The sequence below is a fragment of the Curtobacterium flaccumfaciens genome (genome assembly GCF_018598405.1).
Classification (GTDB): Bacteria; Actinomycetota; Actinomycetes; order Actinomycetales; family Microbacteriaceae; genus Curtobacterium; species Curtobacterium aurantiacum.
On the sequence record NZ_JAHEWS010000023.1, the window covers coordinates 48915 to 66759 of the forward strand.

Below are 17845 nucleotides of genomic sequence, written 5' to 3' on the forward strand. Positions count from 1 at the left end.
CGAGCGCGTCAGTCGTCGCTGGTCGAGACGCCGCTCTGCATCTGCACCCGCATCTGGGCGAGGACGTCGGCGTGCAGGAAGTTCGCCTCGGCCGCGCTCGTGGGGTCGACCACGATGCCGAACTCCTCGGGGAGCGCGGACACGAGCTCGGACATCGGCACCGGACGCCCCTCGGCGTCGGGCAGGCCGGCGGCGAGTTCGCCCGGGTCGGTGAAGACGGGCACGAACGGCTTGTCCCGGATCATGACGTGGGCGACGCTGCCGGCCTCCGGACTGCCCGCAGGCTTCCAGGGGACCCACGCCGCGCTGCGCAGGAAGCCCGCGGGCGAGGCCGCCATCCGGCGGCGGAGTTCGGCGGCAGCGGTCGGCGGGGTCTTGTCGACGCCTCGGCCGAAGGCTGATCCGTTCGTCTCGTCGTTGCTCACACCAGCCATGCTGTCACGGTCGGCGGACACGGCGGGGCCGAGCCGCGCCTCCAGGTCGACGCCCAGCGCACGTGGACGTGCGCCGGGCGTCGGAGGTGACGGACTCAGTACGCGGCCGACTGCCCGCCGTCGATCGGGACGACCGTCGCGTTGACGTAGGACGCGTCGTCGGACAGCAGGAAGGCGACGACGGCGGCGATCTCGGGAGCCTCGCCGTAGCGCTTCGTCGGGTTGACCTGGATGAACTCCTCGGCGGCCTTGCGCGGGTTCTCCGCGTCGAGCTGCTTCATCGAGTTCTCGACCATCGGCGTCCAGATGGCTCCGGGGGCGATGGCGTTGATGCGGATGCCGTAGCGGCCGTACTCGACGGCCGAGTTGCGGGTGAGCCCGACGACGCCGTGCTTGGCGGCCGCGTACCCGGACTGGTTGCCGATGCCGCGGATGCCGCCGACGCTCGCGGTGTTCACGACCATGCCGGAGCCCTGCTCGCGCATGACCTTGAGCACCTTCTCGAGGCCGAGGAACACGCCGCGGAGGTTGATCGACACGACGCGGTCGAACTCGGCAGCGGTGAAGGACTCGGTGGGGTTCTGCTTGCCCTCGATGCCGGCGTTGTTGAAGAAGCCGTCGATGCGGCCGAAGCGCTCGGTCGTGGCGGTGACGTAGGCGTCGACCTGGGCCTCGTCGGACACGTCGGCGAGGGTCGTCAGGACCTGCGCGTCCGGGGTTGCCTCGAGCACGGCGGTCTTCGTCGCCTCGAGTCCCTGCTCGGAGACGTCGACCAGGGAGAGCGCAGCGCCCTCTGCGGCCAGGCGGACGGCGGTCGCGCGGCCGAGGCCGGAGCCGCCGCCGGTGATGAGGACGACGCGGTCGGCGAAGCGGGTGGTGCCGGTGCTGGTTTCGGGCATGGGGGAGGCCTCCTGAGGTCTTCGACGGTGAAGGGCTCGGGGTCCGCGGTGGGGCAGCGAGTCCGATCGATGCATCTGCATCGAGAAACCTAGACTACACCTGTCGTTTAACCGTGGAGACAGCATGCGTCCAGGCACCCCATCGCGCTGCCGGGCTCAGCTCGTCACGATCGACGTCGTCGTTGCCATCGTCGCCGCCATGATCACGACCATCGTCGCGGCCTCGATCTCCTCGAGCACCGCCTTCACCGCGGGACTCGCCCAGGTGCCCGAGGTGATCTCCTTGACCAGGTCCTTGTCGACGGCGCCGAACTGCTTTCGCAGGGTGTTCGTCGCATCGAGCAGCCCGATGACCGCGGCGGAGAACGGAGTCGGAACCGCCCGGCGTGCCAAGACGTCGGCGATGCCCGACCGCAGCAGGGACTCCGGGGCGCCGTCGCGCTCCGCGTGCTTCGTGGTGGGGAAGATCCCGAGGACCTTGCCCTGCTCGACGCTGAGGACCCCGTCCGCCACCAGTCCGGCGAGCACGTCGTCGCGGAGTTGGCGCTTGCCGAGCCGGCTCACCCACCACTTCGCCTTGCGGGGCGCACCCGACGCGGCGATCGAACCGACCACGCCGTCGTGCACAGGGTCACCGGTGGCGGCACCGTCCACGACGGTGACGAGCCCGTCCTGCAGCGAGACCGCACCGCGCAGGGCGAGGTCGGCGAGCACGGCGCCAGCGAGACCGGTGTCGAGCGTCTGCCCGTCGAGCGCGTGGCGCCCGTCGGGCTCGACCTGGAGGAGCGCGAACGCCTGCGGAACCGTGAGTTGCTCAGCCATGTCCGCAGCCTTCCACGCGGGGCGGAGGTGCGCCGCGCCTCCAGGCTGACACTCAGCGGCACCGGACCGCCCGACGTCAGCAGGCGTCCAGCACCCGCACCATCGCGTCCCGCTCCGCCGGAGCGACCCACAGGCGGTACTTCGCCTTCACCGTGACCTGGTGCTCGACGTAGGTGCAGCGGAACGCCTTGTTCGCGGGCAGCCAGGTCGCCGCGTCGCCGGAACCCTTCTGCGAGTTCGACCGCCCGTCGACGGCGAACAGGTTCACCGGGTCGTTCGCCAGTGCCTGCCGCTCGGTCTCGGTGAGGCGCTGGGCTCCGGTGCGCCAGGCGTTCTCGAGCGCGACGACGTGGTCGATCTGCACGAGCGTCGAGGTCGTGTTGCCGCGCACGAAGTCCACCGTCGCACCGGTGTACGGCGAGACGAGGGTGCCGGTGAGGACCCTGCAGCGGCCCTCGCGGGTGATGTCGGCGAGGTCGCGGGCGAGGACGTCGTTCCGCGTGTCACAGCCGTTGTGGTCGACGTCGAGCCAGGCGCTGCCGAAGTCTCCCGTGCGGTCGTAGCCGGTGCCGGCCGCCTTGCCCTTGACGGGCAGGTCGGCGAGCTGGCTGCGCGCACGGACCGCGTCGGCGTCGGTTCCGCGGCTGACGGTCGGACTGGAGGCGGGGGTCGCCCCCGACGACGCCTGCTGCGGTCCGATCGTGGTCGTCTCCACGGCCGTGGGACCGTCCGCAGCGGTCGTGCCCGCAGCGGACGGACCCGCGGCGTCGGCGTCCGGGCCGAGGAGGCCGGTCGCGTCGAGGGCGTAGCCGCCGACGGCGAGGGCCAGGACGACGATGACGGAGGTCAGGGTGATGTGGCTGCGGCGTCGGCGGGACGTCATGCGGTGGGACTCCAGGTGGTGCGGGGCGGAACGGTGGTGCGGGTGCGGCTCAGGTCAGCAGGGAGCGGATGTCGTCCGCGGTCAGGTCGTCGGCGAACAGGGCGTCGTCGTCGATCATCGTGGCGAACAGCTCGGCCTTGCGGGCGGCGAGGGCGAGGACCTTCTCCTCGATGGTGTCCTCGGCGATGAACCGCTGGACGCTCACCGACCGGGTCTGCCCGATGCGGTGCGTGCGGTCAACGGCCTGGGACTCGGCGGCGGGGTTCCACCACGGGTCGAGCACGAACACGGTGTCCGCCTCGGTCAGGGTGAGCCCGAACCCGCCGGCCTTCAACGAGATGAGGAACGCCGGGGCGGTGCCCTGCCGGAAGCGCTCGATGACCTCCGGGCGCTTGCGGGTGGAACCGTCGAGGTACTCGTAGCCGATGCCCCGGGCGTCGAGGGCATCCGAGACCATCCGCAGGAATGAGGTGAACTGACTGAACACCAGGGCGCGGCGGCCCTCGGCGGCGAGCTGTTCGAGTTCGTCGAGCAGCAGGTCGAGCTTGGCGGAGGGGATCGGCGTCGCCGGCGACAGGGACGAGTCCGACGACGCCGACCCGGACACCCCGGACGACACCAGCGCCGGCGACAGCGCGAGCATCCGCAGCAGCGTCAGCGACCGGAACACGATCATCCGGTTCTTGGACAGGTCGTCGATCAGGTCGAGGACCTTCAACCGCTCCCGGTTCAGGGTGCGCTCGTACAGCTCGCGGTGCGCGGGGTCGAGCGTGACCCGGACGACCTGTTCTTGCTTCGGGGGCAGGTCGGCGGCGACGGCTTCCTTCGTGCGCCGGAGCATGAGCGGCCGGATCCGTCGACGCAGTCGCGCGGTGAGCTCCTGGCGGGCCTCGCCGCGGAGCTCGGGCGAGGCGAGCGGCTTCACGTAGTCGTCGCCGAACCGGGTCCAGGTGGACAGCAGCCCGGGCGCGACGATGTGGAACAGTGCCCACAGGTCGGTCAGCCCGTTCTCGAGCGGGGTGCCGGTGATCGCGAACTTGACCGGTGCCTGCAGCTCCGACGCGACGCGGTGGGTCTGGGACTGCGGGTTCTTCACGAACTGTGCCTCGTCGAGCACGAGGGCCGACCACGGCAGGTCGGTCCAGGCGCGGGCGTCGAGCCGCAGCAGCGCGTACGAGGTGACGACGACGTCCGACGCGGCGGCGGTCCGCGCGACGAGCCCCGGGTCCTTCAACGACGTCGAGGTCACCGTCGCGACCCGCAGCGACGGCACGAACTTGGCCGCCTCGGCGGCCCAGTTGCCGACGACCGACGTCGGTGCGACGACCAGGAACGGGGGAGCGGCGGGCTCCGCGGCGCGACGGGCGGCGACCATCGCAAGCACCTGCAGCGTCTTGCCGAGGCCCATGTCGTCGGCGAGCACCCCGCCGATGCCGTGCGTCACCAGGAACGACAGCCACGCGTACCCGGCGTGCTGGTACGGCCGCAGGTCGGCGTGGACGGTGTCCGGCACGGGGACGTCACCCGGAGGAGTCGCCCCGAGCAGCCCGGAGGCGATGGCCTGCCAGCGTTCGTCGTGCGAGGTCTCGTCGGCCAGCAGGTCGAACTCCGACCACAGCCCGGCGTGCAGGGGCGTGACGGCGATCGGCTGGTCGGGCTCCCACTCGTCCAGGTCGCGGGCCTCGTCGATGAGCTCCTTGAGCCGGTCGAACGCGGGGTCGGCCAGCGACAGGTACGAGTTGTCGACGAGCTTGAGCCGTCGCTGCCGACCAGCGAGCGCGGTGAGCAGCGGCGTGAAGGGGATCTGCTTGCCGTTGACGCTGACGATGATGCCGAGGTCGAACCAGTCGTGCTTGTCCGACGGCATCGTCGTGACACGGATGTGCGGCCGCCCGCTCAACCGCTCGTAGTCGAGCCGCTCGCCCTGCACGAGGGTGCGGACGCCGAGCGACGGCAGCTCGGGCAGGAACTCGTTCGCGAACACCGCGACGTCGGCTCCGTCGATGGTGCCGTCCTGGAACCAGTCCAGTCCGCCACCGGGTCCGGCAGGGCGGACGGGAGGCCCGGCCTGCGTCGCGTCGTCGGCCGGCGTCCTCGCGGTGGTCGGCTCCACCGCCGTGGTCGGTTCCGCCACGGATGCGTCGGCGTTGCTGGCCTGCTCGTCGGTGCCGGCCGGATCGTCGGCGGCACGGAGCGCGGACAGGTCGGGGAGCGGGCCGTGCAGGGACACCGGGTCCTTCCGGCCGTCGACGTGCCAGCGCCAGTGCAGGTGCACGCGGTCGTCGGTGCGCGGCGCCCGGGCCGGCTCGAACGTCGCGGTCAGGACGAGCTCGGGCGGGGTGCGCTCGGGCAGCTCCACCGAGCCGTCGGAGCTGACCAGGCCGAGGGCGCCGCGCAACCGGGGCGACCAGTCGGCCAGGAACTCGTCGACCTCGGCGGTGGGCACGGTGATCCGGGTGCCCTCGACGAGCATCCGTCGCTGGTCCTCGGGCACCGGCGCCGGGGTCGGTGCGACGGCGACCGTGAACTCCGGGCTCTCGCGGAACACGTAGACGCCGTGGTCGCCGATCATCCGCGCCGCACCGGGCACCACGGGCCGACCGTCGAGCACGGCACTCGCGCCGATCACCACGGCGTCGTCGTGCCGGGCGACGTCGAGCAGCACCTGCGCCTGCGCGCCGAGGACCGCACCGCTCTCGCGCTTGCCGGTGACGAACGCGATGTCGAGCGCCGCGGCCTGCTGCAGGAGCGGCCAGAGCAGGGGGCTCCGGAAGTCGTCGAGGTGCAGCCAGTCGCTCTCACCCGGCAGCCCGGCGAGCTGCCCGGCGCGGTGCAGGGCGGCGAGCTGCAGGAACCAGGCGTGCTGCTCGGCACCGACGCCGAGCCGGTTCTGCGAGTAGGGGAGCGTGCCCCAGGTCAGCTGCCCGCGCACCCAGTTGCCGGCGTCGCTGCGGGTCACCGGACGGACCCCGAGCCGCACGCTGCGGGACGGCGCGGGCAGGGCGCGGCCGGCGGCACGGGCGCGGGAGGCGAGCTTGGCGGGGACCGCGTCACGCAACTCGAACTGCAGGCCCATCCGCGTGCCCTGCGAGGTGGGAGCCCGCTCGTCGTCACCGGCGAGGCGGGCGAGGTCGTGCCTCCAGTCAGACGGCGGCGGAGCCGGCGCTTCCGGACGTGGGCCGGCGTTCGCGGCGAGGGCACGGGCGTTGATGGTGAGGAGCGCGGCCGCGACGTGCTTGCAGTCCCCGCCGAGGGGGCAGCTGCAGGTGCTGCGGACCGGGCGGACGAAGTCGCCGCGCGCCGGCGTGGTGTCAACGCGGAGTTCGTACGGGTCGTCGGCGGTGCCGGACACGACCGCGGTGACCGTGCCGTCGTCGTCGTGCCAGGTGGCGTCGTCGACCAGGCCGGCGCGGACGACGTCGCGTGCGCGGCCGAAGGTCTGCGGCCCGACGAAGCGGATGACGTCGACGGCGTCGATCATCGGGGCAGCAGGCACGGGACCATCGTGCCAGTCGCCACCGACGATCCACGCCGCCACCCTGTGCGCCGGACATCTGACAGGACTACCGTCCAACTCGGATCGCGACGACTGCGGTCCACCGAACCGATTGGAAACGCATGCCGGACCGACTGCGGTGGGTACGCGACTCCGCCGACCACTGGAACGGGTGGCTCGACGCCGAGGTCGTGTGCGACATCACCCGGACCGACACGTACAACGTCGATTCCCCCGACCACTCGCTGACCGGTGGGCACTCGTCGTTCGAGAGCGCAGCCGCGCAGGTGCACGGCTGGGTCCGCTGGTCCGGCCGTTAGGCCGCAGAGCGCAACCTGGTTGTACGACCACCCACTGCTCCCTAGCGTGAGAGGGCAGGTCGGCGCCGTCCGGACGTGATCCACCGCTCTGCTCCAGGAGAGAGAGGTGTTCCGATGACCGACACGACCGAGTCCCGGTCGCAGCCGCCTGCTCCGGGTTCCGAGCCTGCCGCACGTCCCGCTCCGCCCCGCTCGCTCGTCGCCGTCGCAGGCAACGACACCGACGACGCCATCAGCTCGCTCGCCGGCATGTACGCGGGCAAGGCCTGGTACTCCCGGGCGCTCGACCAGGACTACTGGTTCAAGTACGTCGGCGTCGGTGACGACCGGCTGAGCATCCGCCGTTCCCAGATGCACGGGTACCTGCGGGGCGACGTCGCCACCGAGGGCGAGGTCGTCGTCCAGTGGCTCGAACGCGGTGAGGCACGCGTCGACGTCGGCCGTGACGAGGTCCGCATGCAGCCCGGCATGCCGACGATGTTCCCCGTCGAGCGCCGGTTCGAGGTGGAGTACCAGGACTGGGACCAGCGCCTGGTGCACCTCCGACGCGACCTCGTGCTCGACGTCGCCGCCGAGAACCACCTCGTCGACGGCACCATGGCGTTCGACACCGCCGCAGCGCCCGACCCCGCCGCAGTCGGCCTGTGGCGGACCGCCGTCTCGGGAGCGCTGCGGGCCCTGCGCGAGGAGGGCGAGGGGTCCCTCGCCTGGCACGAGGCCCAGCGTGACGTCGCCCGAGCACTGTTCCGGATGTACCCGCTGCAGGCCGAGCGGTTCCCCGCCGGCTACGGCACCCGGAGCGACGGACGACTGCGGGCCGCGGTCGAGTTCATCCAGGCGCACGCCCACCAGCCGCTCACCGTCGCCGACATCGCGCAGGCCGCCGGTCTCAGCATCCGCGGGATCCAGGAGTCGTTCCAACGGGCGTTCGAGCGCTCGCCGATGACGTACCTGCGCGAGGTGCGGCTCGGGCGGGTGCACGAGGAACTGCGGATCCTCGACCCGCAGGCCACTTCGGTGGCCGACGTCGCCCGACGGTGGGGGTTCGCGCACATGGGGCGGTTCGCCTCGGTGTACGCGAGCCGGTTCGGGGAGTACCCGCGGGAGACGTTGCGGCGCTGAGTGCCGGACCGGCAGGCCTGATCCGGCCCGACCGGCGTCGCCGCGGCGTCAGCGCTTCGCCGGCTCGGCCAGCTTGCTGTGCTTCCGCGAGTACGCGAAGTACACGACGAGGCCGATCGCGAACCAGATCCCGAACCGCACCCACGTCTCCCACTGCAGGAACGTCACGAGCCACAGCGACGCGATGACGCCGATGATCGGGATCACCGGCATGAACGGCAGCCGGAACTGCCGGTCGAGCTCGGGCTGCCGGTAGCGCAGCACGATCACGGCGCCGCAGACGACCACGAACGCGAGCAGGATGCCGATGTTCGTCAGCTCCGCGACCACGCCGATCGGCAGCACACCGGCCAGGACCGCCGACGCGATGCCGAGGATCCACGTGACCCGGGTCGGGACGTGGCGCTTCGGGTCGGTCTTCGCGAACCACTTCGGCATCAGGCCGTCGCGGCTCATCGAGAACCAGACGCGCGAGGCGCCGAGCATGAACGTGACGAGCACCGTGACGATGCCGACGATGGCGCCGATCGCGATGATGTTCGCGACACCGCCGAGCCCGACCGACGCGAACGCCGACGAGAAGCCCGACGCCGGGTCGATGTCCTTGTAGTCCTGCATCCCCGTGAGCACGAGGGTCGCCAGGACGTACAGCACCATCGAGATGCCGAGGGACAGCAGGATCGCCTTCGGCATGTGCTTGCGGGCATCGGTGGACTCCTCGGCGGCGGTGGACATGGCGTCGTAGCCGAACACGGCGAAGAACACGGTCGCGGCACCGGTCATCACGCCGCCGAAGCCGAACGGGAAGTACGGGGAGTAGTTGGCGCTGTTGATGTGGAACACGCCGAGCACGACGATGAGCACGACGAGCGCCACCTTGATGCCGACGGCGACGAACTCGAACCGGGCGGCGCTCCGGATGCCGCGGGTGAGCACGAACGCGGTGAGCAGGCACAGCGCGATCGCGAAGACGTCGATCACGTGGCCGTCACCGGTGCCCGGGGCGCCGAGCATCCACGCGGGCAGGTCGATGCCGAACTGGCCGACCAGGAACCCGACGTAGCCGGAGATGCCGATCGCGACCACCGCCACGATCGCCGTGTACTCGAGCAGCAGGTCCCAGCCGATGAACCACCCGACGATCTCGCCGAGCACCGCGTAGCCGTACGTGTACGCGCTGCCCGCCTTCGGGATGAGCCCGGCGAACTCGGCGTACGACAGCGCTGCGGCGGCACTCGCGACCCCGGCGACGAGGAAGCTGATCAGGACCGCGGGGCCGGCGACACCGTTCGCCACGGTGCCGGCGAGGGTGAAGATACCGGCGCCGATGATGCCGCCGATGCCGATCGCGGTGAGCTGCCACAGGCCGAGGTGTCGTTTCAGGCCGCCCTCGCCCCCGGCCTCGTCATCGATCGTCTCGATGGGCTTCCGTCGGAACAGGGTGCGTGTCGTCGTCGTCGTCGTCACCCGCCCATGGTGCACCCGGAGGCGATTCCGCGCACGCGCGAGGTTTCGCGCTGGGCGACACTTCTCGCGCCGCCGAGCCCGTGAACTGTCGCTGAGCGCGAAAGAACAGCCCGACGCGCACGAACGCGCCCCGCCACCGCCCCACGCACGCGGCCGGACCGCAGGCAGCCCGCGTAGACCTGGAGCATGCGCCACCCGAACAGGACCGAGCCCGGCCCCGGCCAGGAATCCGTCTGGGACTACCCCCGCCCGCCCGCCGTCGAGCCGGTCACCGCCCGCGTCGTCGTCCGTCTCGGCGGCACGGTCGTCGCCGACACGACCGACGCCGTCCGCGTGCTCGAGACCTCGCACCCGCCGGTCTACTACCTGCCGATGGCCGACCTCGCCGAGGGGGCGCTCGTCGCGGCGTCCGGCTCGAGCATGTGCGAGTTCAAGGGACTCGCGCGTTACTTCGACGTCGTGGGCGGTGACGGCACGGTCGCGAGCCGTGCCGCCTGGAACTACCCGACGCCCGTTCCCGGCTACGGGTCGCTGCGGGAACGCGTCGCGATCTACCCGTCCGCGATGGACTCCTGCGAGGTCGGCGGCGAACGAGTCCAGGCGCAGGACGGCGACTTCTACGGCGGCTGGATCACGGCGGACGTCGTCGGCCCGTTCAAGGGAGCGCCCGGCACGCTCGGCTGGTGACCCGGCGTCGCGACGCCGGGTGGCTCCGAGTCGGACCGACCAGGGTCGTGCGCGGCGGGGCGGACCCGACCCGGGCCTCCAGACCGGACCGCGTCAGCGGTTGGCGTACGGCGACCAGAACGGCGGTGGGAACGCGCCGCCGGTCACGATCACGAGCACCTGCCACACGAGCATGACGAGTCCGGCGCCGCCGATCACGATGCCGATCCACGACCACACCCGCACCGCACGACGACGGCCGGCGATCCGGATCGCCCGCCACCCGCTCAGCACGCACACGAGCCCGAACACCGCACCGAGCAGCACGTGCCGGGTGGTCGACTGCGCGGGCACGATGATGCCGAGGTAGAACGCGACCGGTCCGAGCAACACCGCGAACGTCGCCGGGGCTGCCGGCGGTTCGTGGTCCCGAGCGACTGCTCCCATGGGTCTGAATGTAGCGAGTGAACCTCGCTTCGTGCGCGTCCAGGCCGCGCAACGCGGGCAGGCGTCGGTCAGAACGGGCACCATGGGGGCATGCGTTCCGTCTTCCGCGTCCTGCTCGGCCTGGTCCTCGTCGTCGCGGGCACGAGCCACCTCACCGTCGCGCGCGGGGAGTTCACGGCCCAGGTCCCCGACTTCGTGCCCCTCGACGACGACACGACGGTGCTCGCGTCCGGTGTCGCGGAGATCACGCTCGGCTCGGCCCTGGTGCTCGCCCCGAAGCGGGCCCGCCGCGTCGTCGGCACGGTCGCGGCCCTGTTCTTCACGGTGATCTTCCCCGGCAACCTGTCGCAGTGGGTCAACCGCCGCGACGCCTTCGGCCTGGACAGCGACGAGAAGCGCTTCGTCCGCCTGTTCGGTCAGCCCATCCTCATCGCGCTCGCTCTCTGGTCGACGCGCGGCCGGCGCGCCTGATGGGCGCGCCCGCGCGGCAGACCGGTCCGGCACCCGGGCCCGGTGCCGGGGCGGGGCTCGATCCGCTCGGGTCCGGCCCGGCACGCTTCGGTCGGGAGGCCCGCCACCCCTTGGCCGGGCGCAGCCGCGTCGCCGACGTGGTCGCCTCCACCGCCCTGCTCGTGCTGCTCACGGTCGAGGCGCTGGCAGCGGGTTGGGGCATCAAGCTCATGTCGCTCGCGTTCGTGTCGTGCGCGGCGCCGGGCAACACCTGCAACGAGACGCTGGGGGACTCGGTGGTCGTCGTGGGGCCAATCCTCGTCGCGGGGGTGCTCGTCGCGACGATCGCGGTCTGCGTGCTGCGGCTCGTGCGTCGGCGGCTGACCTGGCCGGTGGTGCTCGTCGGCATGGCGGCGGTCGTCGCGGTGTTCTTCGCGTCGCTGTTGCTCGTCGATAGCTCCGTGATGCGCGGCATCTGACGGCTCGTTCCTCCACAGCCTGTGTCGTTCGAGTAGCTGTCCACAGAAGCCGGGGTTCGCCTCGGTGGCGGTGGTCTGGTCGCCACGCTGGAGTCATGCCTGACACCGACATGCTCGCCCGCCTCATCCGTGAACCCGTCCGTACCGACGACGACGTCGTCCAGCTCGTCGAAGCCGTGGTCGAACGGCCGCTCCGCCGCCAGTGCTGGGTGCTGTTCCTCGACGACCGCGGGATCTCGATCCCGTTCCTGCTGCCGATCGCCGACCTGCCGTACTCGCCGGACGAGCACGTCGACGACTTCGCGGCCCTGATCGCGGACATCGTGGCGCAGCTCGGAGCCGCCGACGTGGTGCTCGTGTGGGAACGGCCCGGTGCCGACCGGCTCCACCCGGTCGACTGGGAGTGGGTCGACGCCTGCGCCTGCGCCCTCGACGAGCAGTCGGTCCGGCTCCGCGCGCAGGTCGTCGTGCACAGCGGGGGCGCCGCGATCGTCGAGTTCGACGAGGAAACGCAGGCGGTGGCCTCGTGAGCGGTCAGCCCTGCGGGGCGGTGTCCGGCACGGCCTGGCCGGTGAGCTCCTCGACGATCGCCTTCGCCTGTGGCCACGACTTCGCGTAGTGGTCCGGGTCCGAGTTGATCTGCACGGCGTGCGCCATCTGCGTCGGGGTCATCGTCTTCCAGCCCGGCACCTTCACGAGCTTCGCGTAGAACATCGACGCGGCCGTGTACGGGTCCATCCGCTGCTCGTACGTGCCCCAGGCGCCGTTGTCGCGCTGCTGGAACAGGCCGCGGCTGTCCGGGCCCGCGGCGTCCCCGTGGTCCAGGTTCACCAGGCTCGACTCGCCGATCGCGGTCATCACGCCGACGGCCTGCGTGTGCGGGCCGATGCCGAGTGCCCGGGCGGCTTCGATCACGTGCGCGGCGTTCACCAGGCGGTCCTGGCAGAAGCCGCCGACGGGGCCGGCCGGTACGACCATCCCGCCGATCGTCTTCGAGGCCACGGCCGGACACGCGGGAGTCGGGGTCGCGGCGCTCGACTTCGCGATGCCGGCGATGGAGTTCACCGCGATCACCACGAGGACGACGACGCCGATGCCGACCGCCACGATCCCGGCGCCGAACACCGAGGCGAGGGTGATGCCGACGCGGTGCATGACGGGACCTCTCGACGGGCTGGGCGGGTGCTGGGCGGGCGGAGCGGGAAGAGCAGCACGAGCGTACGGGTGCCCGCTGGGAAGCGTGCGGCGGCCCGCCGTGATCGCACGCTCAGCGGTTCACGGTTCACGGTTCACGGTTCACGGTTCGCGGTTCGCCGCCGGTTGCTCGCGGCGGGGAAGGTGCATCCCCGACGACGAGTGACGGTTCTGGTTCACGAAGCGGGGACTTCGCGAACCAGAACCGTCACGGGTCATCCGTGCAAGGCGATCACCTGTCGCGGCGACCGTCCTGTCGGCCCCGGCGCCGACCCGGGCGCAGGCGCCAGCCCCCGGCGGACAGGGACAGTGCGGCGATCACGGCGACGACGAGGGTCCAGATGACGCTCGAGGCGTCCATCAGCTGTCGCGGCGGTCGTGCGGCGGGCGCTGCACCTTCGTCGGCTCCGTCACGAGTCCGGTGGGGGCCTTCTCGGCCTGCTTCCGCCCGTGGGTGAACCAGGTCAGGACCCAGAGCAGCACGCCCAGGGCCAGCAGAGCGCCGGCGATCTGGTACTGCTGCGGGTCACGTCCGGACGAGAACGGCAGCACGAGCCACAGGCACGTGACGATGCCGATGACCGGGATGATGACGCCGGCACGGAAGTGCTTGTGGTCGACCTTGTCGCGGCGCAGCACGAGCACGGTCACGTTGACGACCGCGAACACCGTCAGCAGCAACAGCGAGGTGGTGCCACCGAGCACGACGACGATGGGCGACTCCGGGTCGAGCGAGACCCACCCGATCAGCACGAGCGAGATGAGTGTGGTGAAGACGATCGCGTTCGACGGGGTGCGGCGTGCGGGGGAGATGCGGGACAGGAAGCCCGGTAGCACGCCCTGCTTGCTCATGCCGTAGAGCAGGCGTGACGCCATCATCATGTTGATCAGGGCGGTGTTGGCGACGGCGAACATCGAGATGAAGGGCAGCAGGTCGGCGATCGGGAAGTCCGGCGCCGCCGTCTGCACGACGGTCACGAGCGGGGTCTCGTTGCCGGCTAGCTCACCGATCGGCACCACGGCGACGGCACAGATCGACACGAGCACGTAGATGACGGCGGTGATGCCGATGCCGGTGAGCATGATCTTGGGGAAGATGCGCGAGGGGTCCTTCGTCTCCTCGGCCATGTTCACCGAGTCCTCGAACCCGACCATCGCGAAGAACGCCAACGACGTCGCCGTGCTGATCGACAGCAGCAGGGACTTGTCCTCGGGTGTCTCGAACATCACGACGCGCGAGAAGTCCGCGTTGCCGCCCGCGATCGCCCAGAAGCCGATCAGGATCACCATCACGAGACCGGACAGCTCGACGAGCGTCAGCACGACGTTCGTCTTGACGCTCTCGCTCACGCCGCGGAAGTTGATGAGCATCACCGCGAGCATGAAGCCCATGGCGATGAGCATCACCACGCCGTTCGGCAGTTCGATGCCGAAGCCCGCGCCGAGGTTCGCCGCGAACGCCCGCGAAGCCGTCGACGCCGACGTGATCCCCGAGCACATCACGATGAAGGTGACGATGAAGGTGACGAAGTGGATGCCGAACGCCTTGTGCACGTACAGCGCGGCACCGGCGGTCTGCGGGTACTTCGTCACGAGCTCGAGGTACGAGAACGCCGTCAGCAGTGCGACCGCGAACGCGATGAGGAAGGGGAGCCACGCTGCCCCGCCGACCTCGGCCGCGACCTGACCGGTGAGCGCGTAGACACCCGTACCGAGGATGTCGCCGATGATGAACAGCAACAGGAGCTTGGGACCGATGACCCGGCGGAGCTCGTGCTGCTCCTGCTGTGGGCGGTCCGTGTTGGTGGTGGCCATGCGTCACCCTTGCGCGCGAGATGCCTTGCTGTCCAGTCCCACAGGAAGGTTTCTCGCGATCGCAACACGGTCGCTCGGCGACGGATACGCTCCGGGCCATGGACCAGCAGTCGAACACCACCGAGGAGCCCATCGAGTTCGCGGACTTCAACGCGAAGCTCCTGGTGCTCGATGTCCTCTGCTACGACCTCGACGTCCTCGACCCCTACGACCCGGACGCCGAGGACGAGACCGACGAGGACCTCGACGTCGACGGGCAGGACGACCGGGCGCGCGCGTACTACGACGACCTCGACCTCCTGCCGTCGCACCTGTCGCTCGTCACGGAGATCACCGTCGACTCCGACCTCGAGGTGCTGCAGGACGTGCACCCCGGTTGGGACGGCTCCGACGACCGCTTCGACCCGCAGAACTGGGACGATCTGCTCGACCTACCGGAACTCCGCACCGTCTACGCGGCAGCGCCACTGCCCGCCCACGTCACCGACCGGTTGGCGACCAAGGGTGTCGAGGTCCGCTCCGCCTGAGCGGGCCGACCAGCCGACCAGCCGACCATTCGACGGCGGACCGGCAGGCTAGTGGTCCAGCGCCCGTAGCTGCTCGGTGAACTGCTTCGCACCGCCCTGCGCGGGATGCCGGACGGCGACGGCCTCGATGCCCGCCAGCGCGAGCGCTCCCTGCGCCTTGCGACCCACGGCGACGACCCGGACCCGGTCGACGCCGCCCAGGGCATCCAACAGGGCGAGGGCGACCGGCGCTCCCGAGCGGACCTCGGCAGGGCGGGGCGTGCGGTTCGTCAGCCGGTCCGGCGCGACGAACGGGTGGTGCGGGAAGATCGCCCACGCCACCGGGATGGCGCCGCGCCAGCCCTCCAGCGCGGCGTGCACGACGCGGGATGACGCCTCCCACGGCGCGGTCGGCTCCGGCGGGACGAGGGACTCCGATCCGAGCTCCCGCATGCTCGTGAACGGGATGCCCGTGTTCGTCATGCCACGCCACCCGGGCGCCTCGGCGACGAGCAACATGTCCGCCCGGGGACCGACGGCGGCCAGGTAGCGCGCCAGGTTCTCGCGTCGGAGTCTCCCCTCGGCCGACCCGACGTCGTACAGCGCCTCGGCGTCCGGCTCCACGGGGACGGCGTCGAGCGCAGCCCAGAACGCGGCGAACCGGTCGCTCGACCCGTTCACGAGCGGCCGAGCACCCGGCGGTACACGTCCTCGAGCCCCGCGGCCGACCGCTCCCAGCTCAGGCGCTCCGCGTGCTCCCGGCCGGCAGCGGCGAGGGCAGTCGCGTACGGAGCGTCCGTCAGGATCCGCTCGATCTCCGCCGCCCAGTCGTGCGGGTCGCGGGACTCGAGCACGACGCCCGTCTCCCCGTCGACCACGGCTTCGCGGAGGCCTCCGGCAGCGGCGGCCACGACCGGCACCCCGGAAGCGGAGCCCTCCAGCGCGACGAGCCCGTACGTCTCCGAGTGGGACGGCACGAGCACGGCTGCCGCGCCACGGAACAGGAACGCCAGGTCGGCACGCGACTGCGGACCGATGAAGGTGACGCGGTCGGCGATGCCCCGCGCGGCGGCGAGCCGACGCAGTTCGTCCACGTAGTCGCCCGCCTCACTGGAGGCGTCCCCCGCGATGACCAACGTGGGGCGGGCCTCCAGGCTGATGCCGGCGATCGCCTCGATCGCCAGGTCCAGGCCCTTGAGTGGCTGCACGCGCGCCGCCGCGACGACGTAGGGGGTGGCGGCGCGGCGCGCACCGACCCCGGCGGGGCGGAAGACGGACCCGTCGACCCCCGGCGGCACGATCCAGATGCGGGCGTCGTCGCCGCCCAGGCGTGTGCGCACGGTCGAGGCTTCGGCCTCGGACACCACGACGACGGCGTCGGACTCGCGCGCCAGCAGCTCCTCGCCGGCGATGCGGCCGGCTGACTCGGGGCGCTCGCCCTCGGACAGCGGCGTCTCGGGGTCGGCGGCGATCGAGTGGAACGACTGCACGTGAGGGATCCCGCGCTCACGGGCGACGGGCAGCGCAGCGGCGCCGGAGAACCAGTGGTGGGAGTGCAGGACGTCGAACGGCCCGAGCTGCTCCAGCTCGCGGCGGAACGGCTCGATGAAGGCGTCGTGCTCACCCTTCGGCACCGGCTCGGCCGGACCCGCGGACAGGAACCGCAGGCACACACCCGGCACGAGCGACACCGAGTCCGGCTGCGTCGGGGCAGAACGGCGCGTGATGATGTCGACGTGGTGGCCCAGGTCGGCCAGCGCCTCGGCCTGGTGACGGACGACGACGTTCATGCCGCCGACCTCGCCCGAGCCGGGTTCGTCTCCGGGGGAGGTGTGCAGCGACACCAGCCCGATGTGCAGGGGTTCGGTCGTCGTGCTCACCGCTCAACCCTAGCCGCGCGGCCTCCGCTGCGACGGGCGCGCGGGCGCCACCACGACGGGCCGGCGGCCCGCCTCGTCCAACGGGTCGGTGGGGAGGCTCGGATCGCCTCCCAGGATCTGCACGCGGTCGTCGCCGTGCCGCTCCCAGAGCGCCGCCGTCCATGCGCACAGGGCGCCGTCGAGCAGGTCTTCGCGGTGCTTGTGCGTCGGACCGTGCAGCACCGACGGGTCGGCGAGCCGCCGCGTCAGCGGGTGCGAGTCGAGCAGCAGCGGCGGGTCCAGCGGGGTCTCGCGCAGCCGCCGGACCAGCTCGTCGAAGGCCTCGGTGCGACGGGCGCGGGCCTCGGTGGCGGGGATCCGGAGGTCGAGCCGCTTGTACCGGGGGCGTTCGACGTCGTAGCCGAGCTCCTCCACCCCGACCAGCGTCGTGTAGGGGTAGCACTCGAACGTCGCCGGTCCGGTGCGGGCCCGCATCGAGTCCGTGTCCGAGACGTACCCGACGCCGAGCGCGGTCAGCCGGTCGAGCAGCGCTGAGCCGGCGCTCGCCGCGGAGGCCTGGTTCGTCGGGTTCGCCGCGACCTTCCACCGGCCGTACCGCTGCCCGACCTGCCGCTCGGATTCGCGGATGCCCGTCGGGTTGGTCACGACGAGCGAGGCGTCCACAGCGATGAGGGAACGAGGCCCCAGGTGCTGGGCGATCCAGTCCGTCACGGCGTCGACCCCGCGCGCCCAGCCGGCATCGGTGATCGTGCCGTCGTCGTCCATCGCGACCAGCCCGGTCTCGTTGGCGGCCTTCCGGTCGGAGCCGAGTCCCCACGCCAGGTCGATGCCGAGGTACGCGTTCACCCGCCCATCCTGCCTGCTCTGCAAAACACCGGTTTTCGCATGCTGAACACCGGCGTGCGCGTGTTCGACGAGTGAACACCGGTGTCTTGCGGGCCGCCCGGACCGCCGCGGCCGTCAGT

The 17845-nt window shown here is 71.5% G+C and carries 19 protein-coding genes and 1 pseudogene; 7 read left to right on the top strand and 13 right to left on the bottom strand.

From position 1 onward, the window contains the following. Positions 1 to 8: 8 nt before the first annotated feature. The 5 genes from KK097_RS13965 to KK097_RS13985 form a co-directional block, all read right to left on the bottom strand. A complete protein-coding gene (locus tag KK097_RS13965) occupies positions 9 to 434 on the bottom strand; it encodes an SseB family protein (RefSeq protein ID WP_214545232.1) in 426 nt (141 codons plus the stop codon). Between the two features lie 95 nt (positions 435 to 529). Then, a complete protein-coding gene (locus KK097_RS13970) occupies positions 530 to 1333 on the bottom strand; it encodes an SDR family oxidoreductase (protein ID WP_214545233.1) in 804 nt (267 codons plus the stop codon). Positions 1334 to 1489: 156 nt separating this feature from the next. Further along, positions 1490 to 2155, bottom strand: coding sequence for a GOLPH3/VPS74 family protein (locus KK097_RS13975; RefSeq protein ID WP_214545234.1), 666 nt, complete (start codon positions 2153 to 2155; stop codon positions 1490 to 1492). A 76-nt stretch (positions 2156 to 2231) separates the two neighbouring features. Then, complete coding sequence (locus KK097_RS13980; RefSeq protein ID WP_250896766.1) at positions 2232 to 3038, bottom strand: HNH endonuclease family protein; 807 nt, start codon at positions 3036 to 3038, stop codon at positions 2232 to 2234. A 49-nt stretch (positions 3039 to 3087) separates the two neighbouring features. After that, positions 3088 to 6534, bottom strand: a complete 3447-nt coding sequence (locus KK097_RS13985) for a DEAD/DEAH box helicase (protein ID WP_214545235.1) — start codon at positions 6532 to 6534, stop codon at positions 3088 to 3090. Between the two features lie 122 nt (positions 6535 to 6656). Here KK097_RS13985 and KK097_RS13990 point away from each other — a divergent pair, with 122 nt between their 5' ends. Then, a complete protein-coding gene (locus KK097_RS13990; RefSeq protein ID WP_214530165.1) occupies positions 6657 to 6854 on the top strand; it encodes a hypothetical protein in 198 nt (65 codons plus the stop codon). A gap of 114 nt (positions 6855 to 6968) precedes the next feature. Beyond that, positions 6969 to 7976, top strand: a complete 1008-nt coding sequence (locus KK097_RS13995; RefSeq protein WP_214545236.1) for an AraC family transcriptional regulator — start codon at positions 6969 to 6971, stop codon at positions 7974 to 7976. A gap of 48 nt (positions 7977 to 8024) precedes the next feature. Here the strand turns inward: KK097_RS13995 and KK097_RS14000 are convergent, their stop codons facing one another. Next, entirely contained in the window at positions 8025 to 9443 is a 1419-nt protein-coding gene (locus tag KK097_RS14000; RefSeq protein ID WP_214545237.1) for an amino acid permease, read from the bottom strand. A gap of 186 nt (positions 9444 to 9629) precedes the next feature. Here KK097_RS14000 and KK097_RS14005 point away from each other — a divergent pair, with 186 nt between their 5' ends. After that, positions 9630 to 10130, top strand: coding sequence for a DUF427 domain-containing protein (locus tag KK097_RS14005; protein ID WP_214545238.1), 501 nt, complete (start codon positions 9630 to 9632; stop codon positions 10128 to 10130). Between the two features lie 93 nt (positions 10131 to 10223). Here KK097_RS14005 and KK097_RS14010 read toward each other — a convergent pair whose 3' ends face one another. After that, positions 10224 to 10556 carry a hypothetical protein gene (locus KK097_RS14010; RefSeq protein ID WP_214530171.1) on the bottom strand — a complete coding sequence of 111 codons (333 nt, stop codon included), beginning with the start codon at positions 10554 to 10556 and terminating at the stop codon, positions 10224 to 10226. Between the two features lie 90 nt (positions 10557 to 10646). Between KK097_RS14010 and KK097_RS14015 the strand changes: the two genes are divergently transcribed. The 3 genes and pseudogenes from KK097_RS14015 (at position 10647) to KK097_RS14025 (ending at position 12015) form a co-directional block, all read left to right on the top strand. Further along, positions 10647 to 11027 (top strand): DoxX family protein, encoded by a 381-nt coding sequence (locus KK097_RS14015; protein WP_214545239.1) that lies wholly within the window; start codon positions 10647 to 10649, stop codon positions 11025 to 11027. Then, positions 10994 to 11485, top strand: a pseudogene (locus KK097_RS14020) (DUF6264 family protein); the annotation flags it as partial. The gene KK097_RS14015 and the pseudogene KK097_RS14020, both read left to right, overlap by 34 nt. A 95-nt stretch (positions 11486 to 11580) precedes the next feature. After that, a complete protein-coding gene (locus KK097_RS14025; protein ID WP_214530174.1) occupies positions 11581 to 12015 on the top strand; it encodes a hypothetical protein in 435 nt (144 codons plus the stop codon). Between the two features lie 4 nt (positions 12016 to 12019). Here KK097_RS14025 and KK097_RS14030 read toward each other — a convergent pair whose 3' ends face one another. The 3 genes from KK097_RS14030 to KK097_RS14035 all read right to left on the bottom strand — a co-directional run bounded on the left by KK097_RS14030 (position 12020) and on the right by KK097_RS14035 (position 14494). Further along, entirely contained in the window at positions 12020 to 12640 is a 621-nt protein-coding gene (locus KK097_RS14030) for a hypothetical protein (RefSeq protein WP_214545241.1), read from the bottom strand. Positions 12641 to 12911: 271 nt separating this feature from the next. Further along, positions 12912 to 13040 (bottom strand): hypothetical protein, encoded by a 129-nt coding sequence (locus KK097_RS18470; protein WP_284731031.1) that lies wholly within the window; start codon positions 13038 to 13040, stop codon positions 12912 to 12914. Beyond that, positions 13040 to 14494 (bottom strand): APC family permease, encoded by a 1455-nt coding sequence (locus tag KK097_RS14035; protein ID WP_214530176.1) that lies wholly within the window; start codon positions 14492 to 14494, stop codon positions 13040 to 13042. Before KK097_RS14035 ends, KK097_RS18470 begins: the two co-directional genes overlap by 1 nt. A 98-nt stretch (positions 14495 to 14592) precedes the next feature. On the opposite strand from KK097_RS14035, the gene KK097_RS14040 reads away from it, so the two are divergent. Further along, on the top strand, positions 14593 to 15021 hold the full coding sequence (locus KK097_RS14040; RefSeq protein ID WP_214530177.1) for a DUF6892 domain-containing protein: 429 nt from the start codon (positions 14593 to 14595) through the stop codon (positions 15019 to 15021). A gap of 48 nt (positions 15022 to 15069) precedes the next feature. Here the strand turns inward: KK097_RS14040 and KK097_RS14045 are convergent, their stop codons facing one another. The 3 genes from KK097_RS14045 to KK097_RS14055 are packed head-to-tail and all read right to left on the bottom strand — an operon-like array spanning position 15070 to position 17726. Continuing rightward, positions 15070 to 15681 (bottom strand): uracil-DNA glycosylase family protein, encoded by a 612-nt coding sequence (locus KK097_RS14045; protein ID WP_214545242.1) that lies wholly within the window; start codon positions 15679 to 15681, stop codon positions 15070 to 15072. Then, positions 15678 to 16880, bottom strand: a complete 1203-nt coding sequence (locus KK097_RS14050; protein ID WP_214530179.1) for a glycosyltransferase — start codon at positions 16878 to 16880, stop codon at positions 15678 to 15680. The genes KK097_RS14045 and KK097_RS14050 overlap by 4 nt, the downstream gene beginning before the upstream one ends. Before the next feature lie 9 nt (positions 16881 to 16889). After that, positions 16890 to 17726 (bottom strand): DUF429 domain-containing protein, encoded by an 837-nt coding sequence (locus tag KK097_RS14055; RefSeq protein WP_214545243.1) that lies wholly within the window; start codon positions 17724 to 17726, stop codon positions 16890 to 16892. Positions 17727 to 17845: the final 119 nt, after the last annotated feature.

Bases quoted from the DNA above. Each gene is read 5' to 3' on its own strand.
- KK097_RS13965 (WP_214545232.1), bottom strand. From the start codon at position 434: ATGGCTGGTGTGAGCAACGACGAGACGAACGGATCAGCCTTCGGCCGA.
- KK097_RS13970 (WP_214545233.1), bottom strand. From the start codon at position 1,333: ATGCCCGAAACCAGCACCGGCACCACCCGCTTCGCCGACCGCGTCGTC.
- KK097_RS13975 (WP_214545234.1), bottom strand. From the start codon at position 2,155: ATGGCTGAGCAACTCACGGTTCCGCAGGCGTTCGCGCTCCTCCAGGTC.
- KK097_RS13980 (WP_250896766.1), bottom strand. From the start codon at position 3,038: ATGACGTCCCGCCGACGCCGCAGCCACATCACCCTGACCTCCGTCATC.
- KK097_RS13990 (WP_214530165.1), top strand. From the start codon at position 6,657: ATGCCGGACCGACTGCGGTGGGTACGCGACTCCGCCGACCACTGGAAC.
- KK097_RS13995 (WP_214545236.1), top strand. From the start codon at position 6,969: ATGACCGACACGACCGAGTCCCGGTCGCAGCCGCCTGCTCCGGGTTCC.
- KK097_RS14005 (WP_214545238.1), top strand. From the start codon at position 9,630: ATGCGCCACCCGAACAGGACCGAGCCCGGCCCCGGCCAGGAATCCGTC.
- KK097_RS14010 (WP_214530171.1), bottom strand. From the start codon at position 10,556: ATGGGAGCAGTCGCTCGGGACCACGAACCGCCGGCAGCCCCGGCGACG.
- KK097_RS14015 (WP_214545239.1), top strand. From the start codon at position 10,647: ATGCGTTCCGTCTTCCGCGTCCTGCTCGGCCTGGTCCTCGTCGTCGCG.
- KK097_RS14025 (WP_214530174.1), top strand. From the start codon at position 11,581: ATGCCTGACACCGACATGCTCGCCCGCCTCATCCGTGAACCCGTCCGT.
- KK097_RS14030 (WP_214545241.1), bottom strand. From the start codon at position 12,640: ATGCACCGCGTCGGCATCACCCTCGCCTCGGTGTTCGGCGCCGGGATC.
- KK097_RS18470 (WP_284731031.1), bottom strand. From the start codon at position 13,040: ATGGACGCCTCGAGCGTCATCTGGACCCTCGTCGTCGCCGTGATCGCC.
- KK097_RS14035 (WP_214530176.1), bottom strand. From the start codon at position 14,494: ATGGCCACCACCAACACGGACCGCCCACAGCAGGAGCAGCACGAGCTC.
- KK097_RS14040 (WP_214530177.1), top strand. From the start codon at position 14,593: ATGGACCAGCAGTCGAACACCACCGAGGAGCCCATCGAGTTCGCGGAC.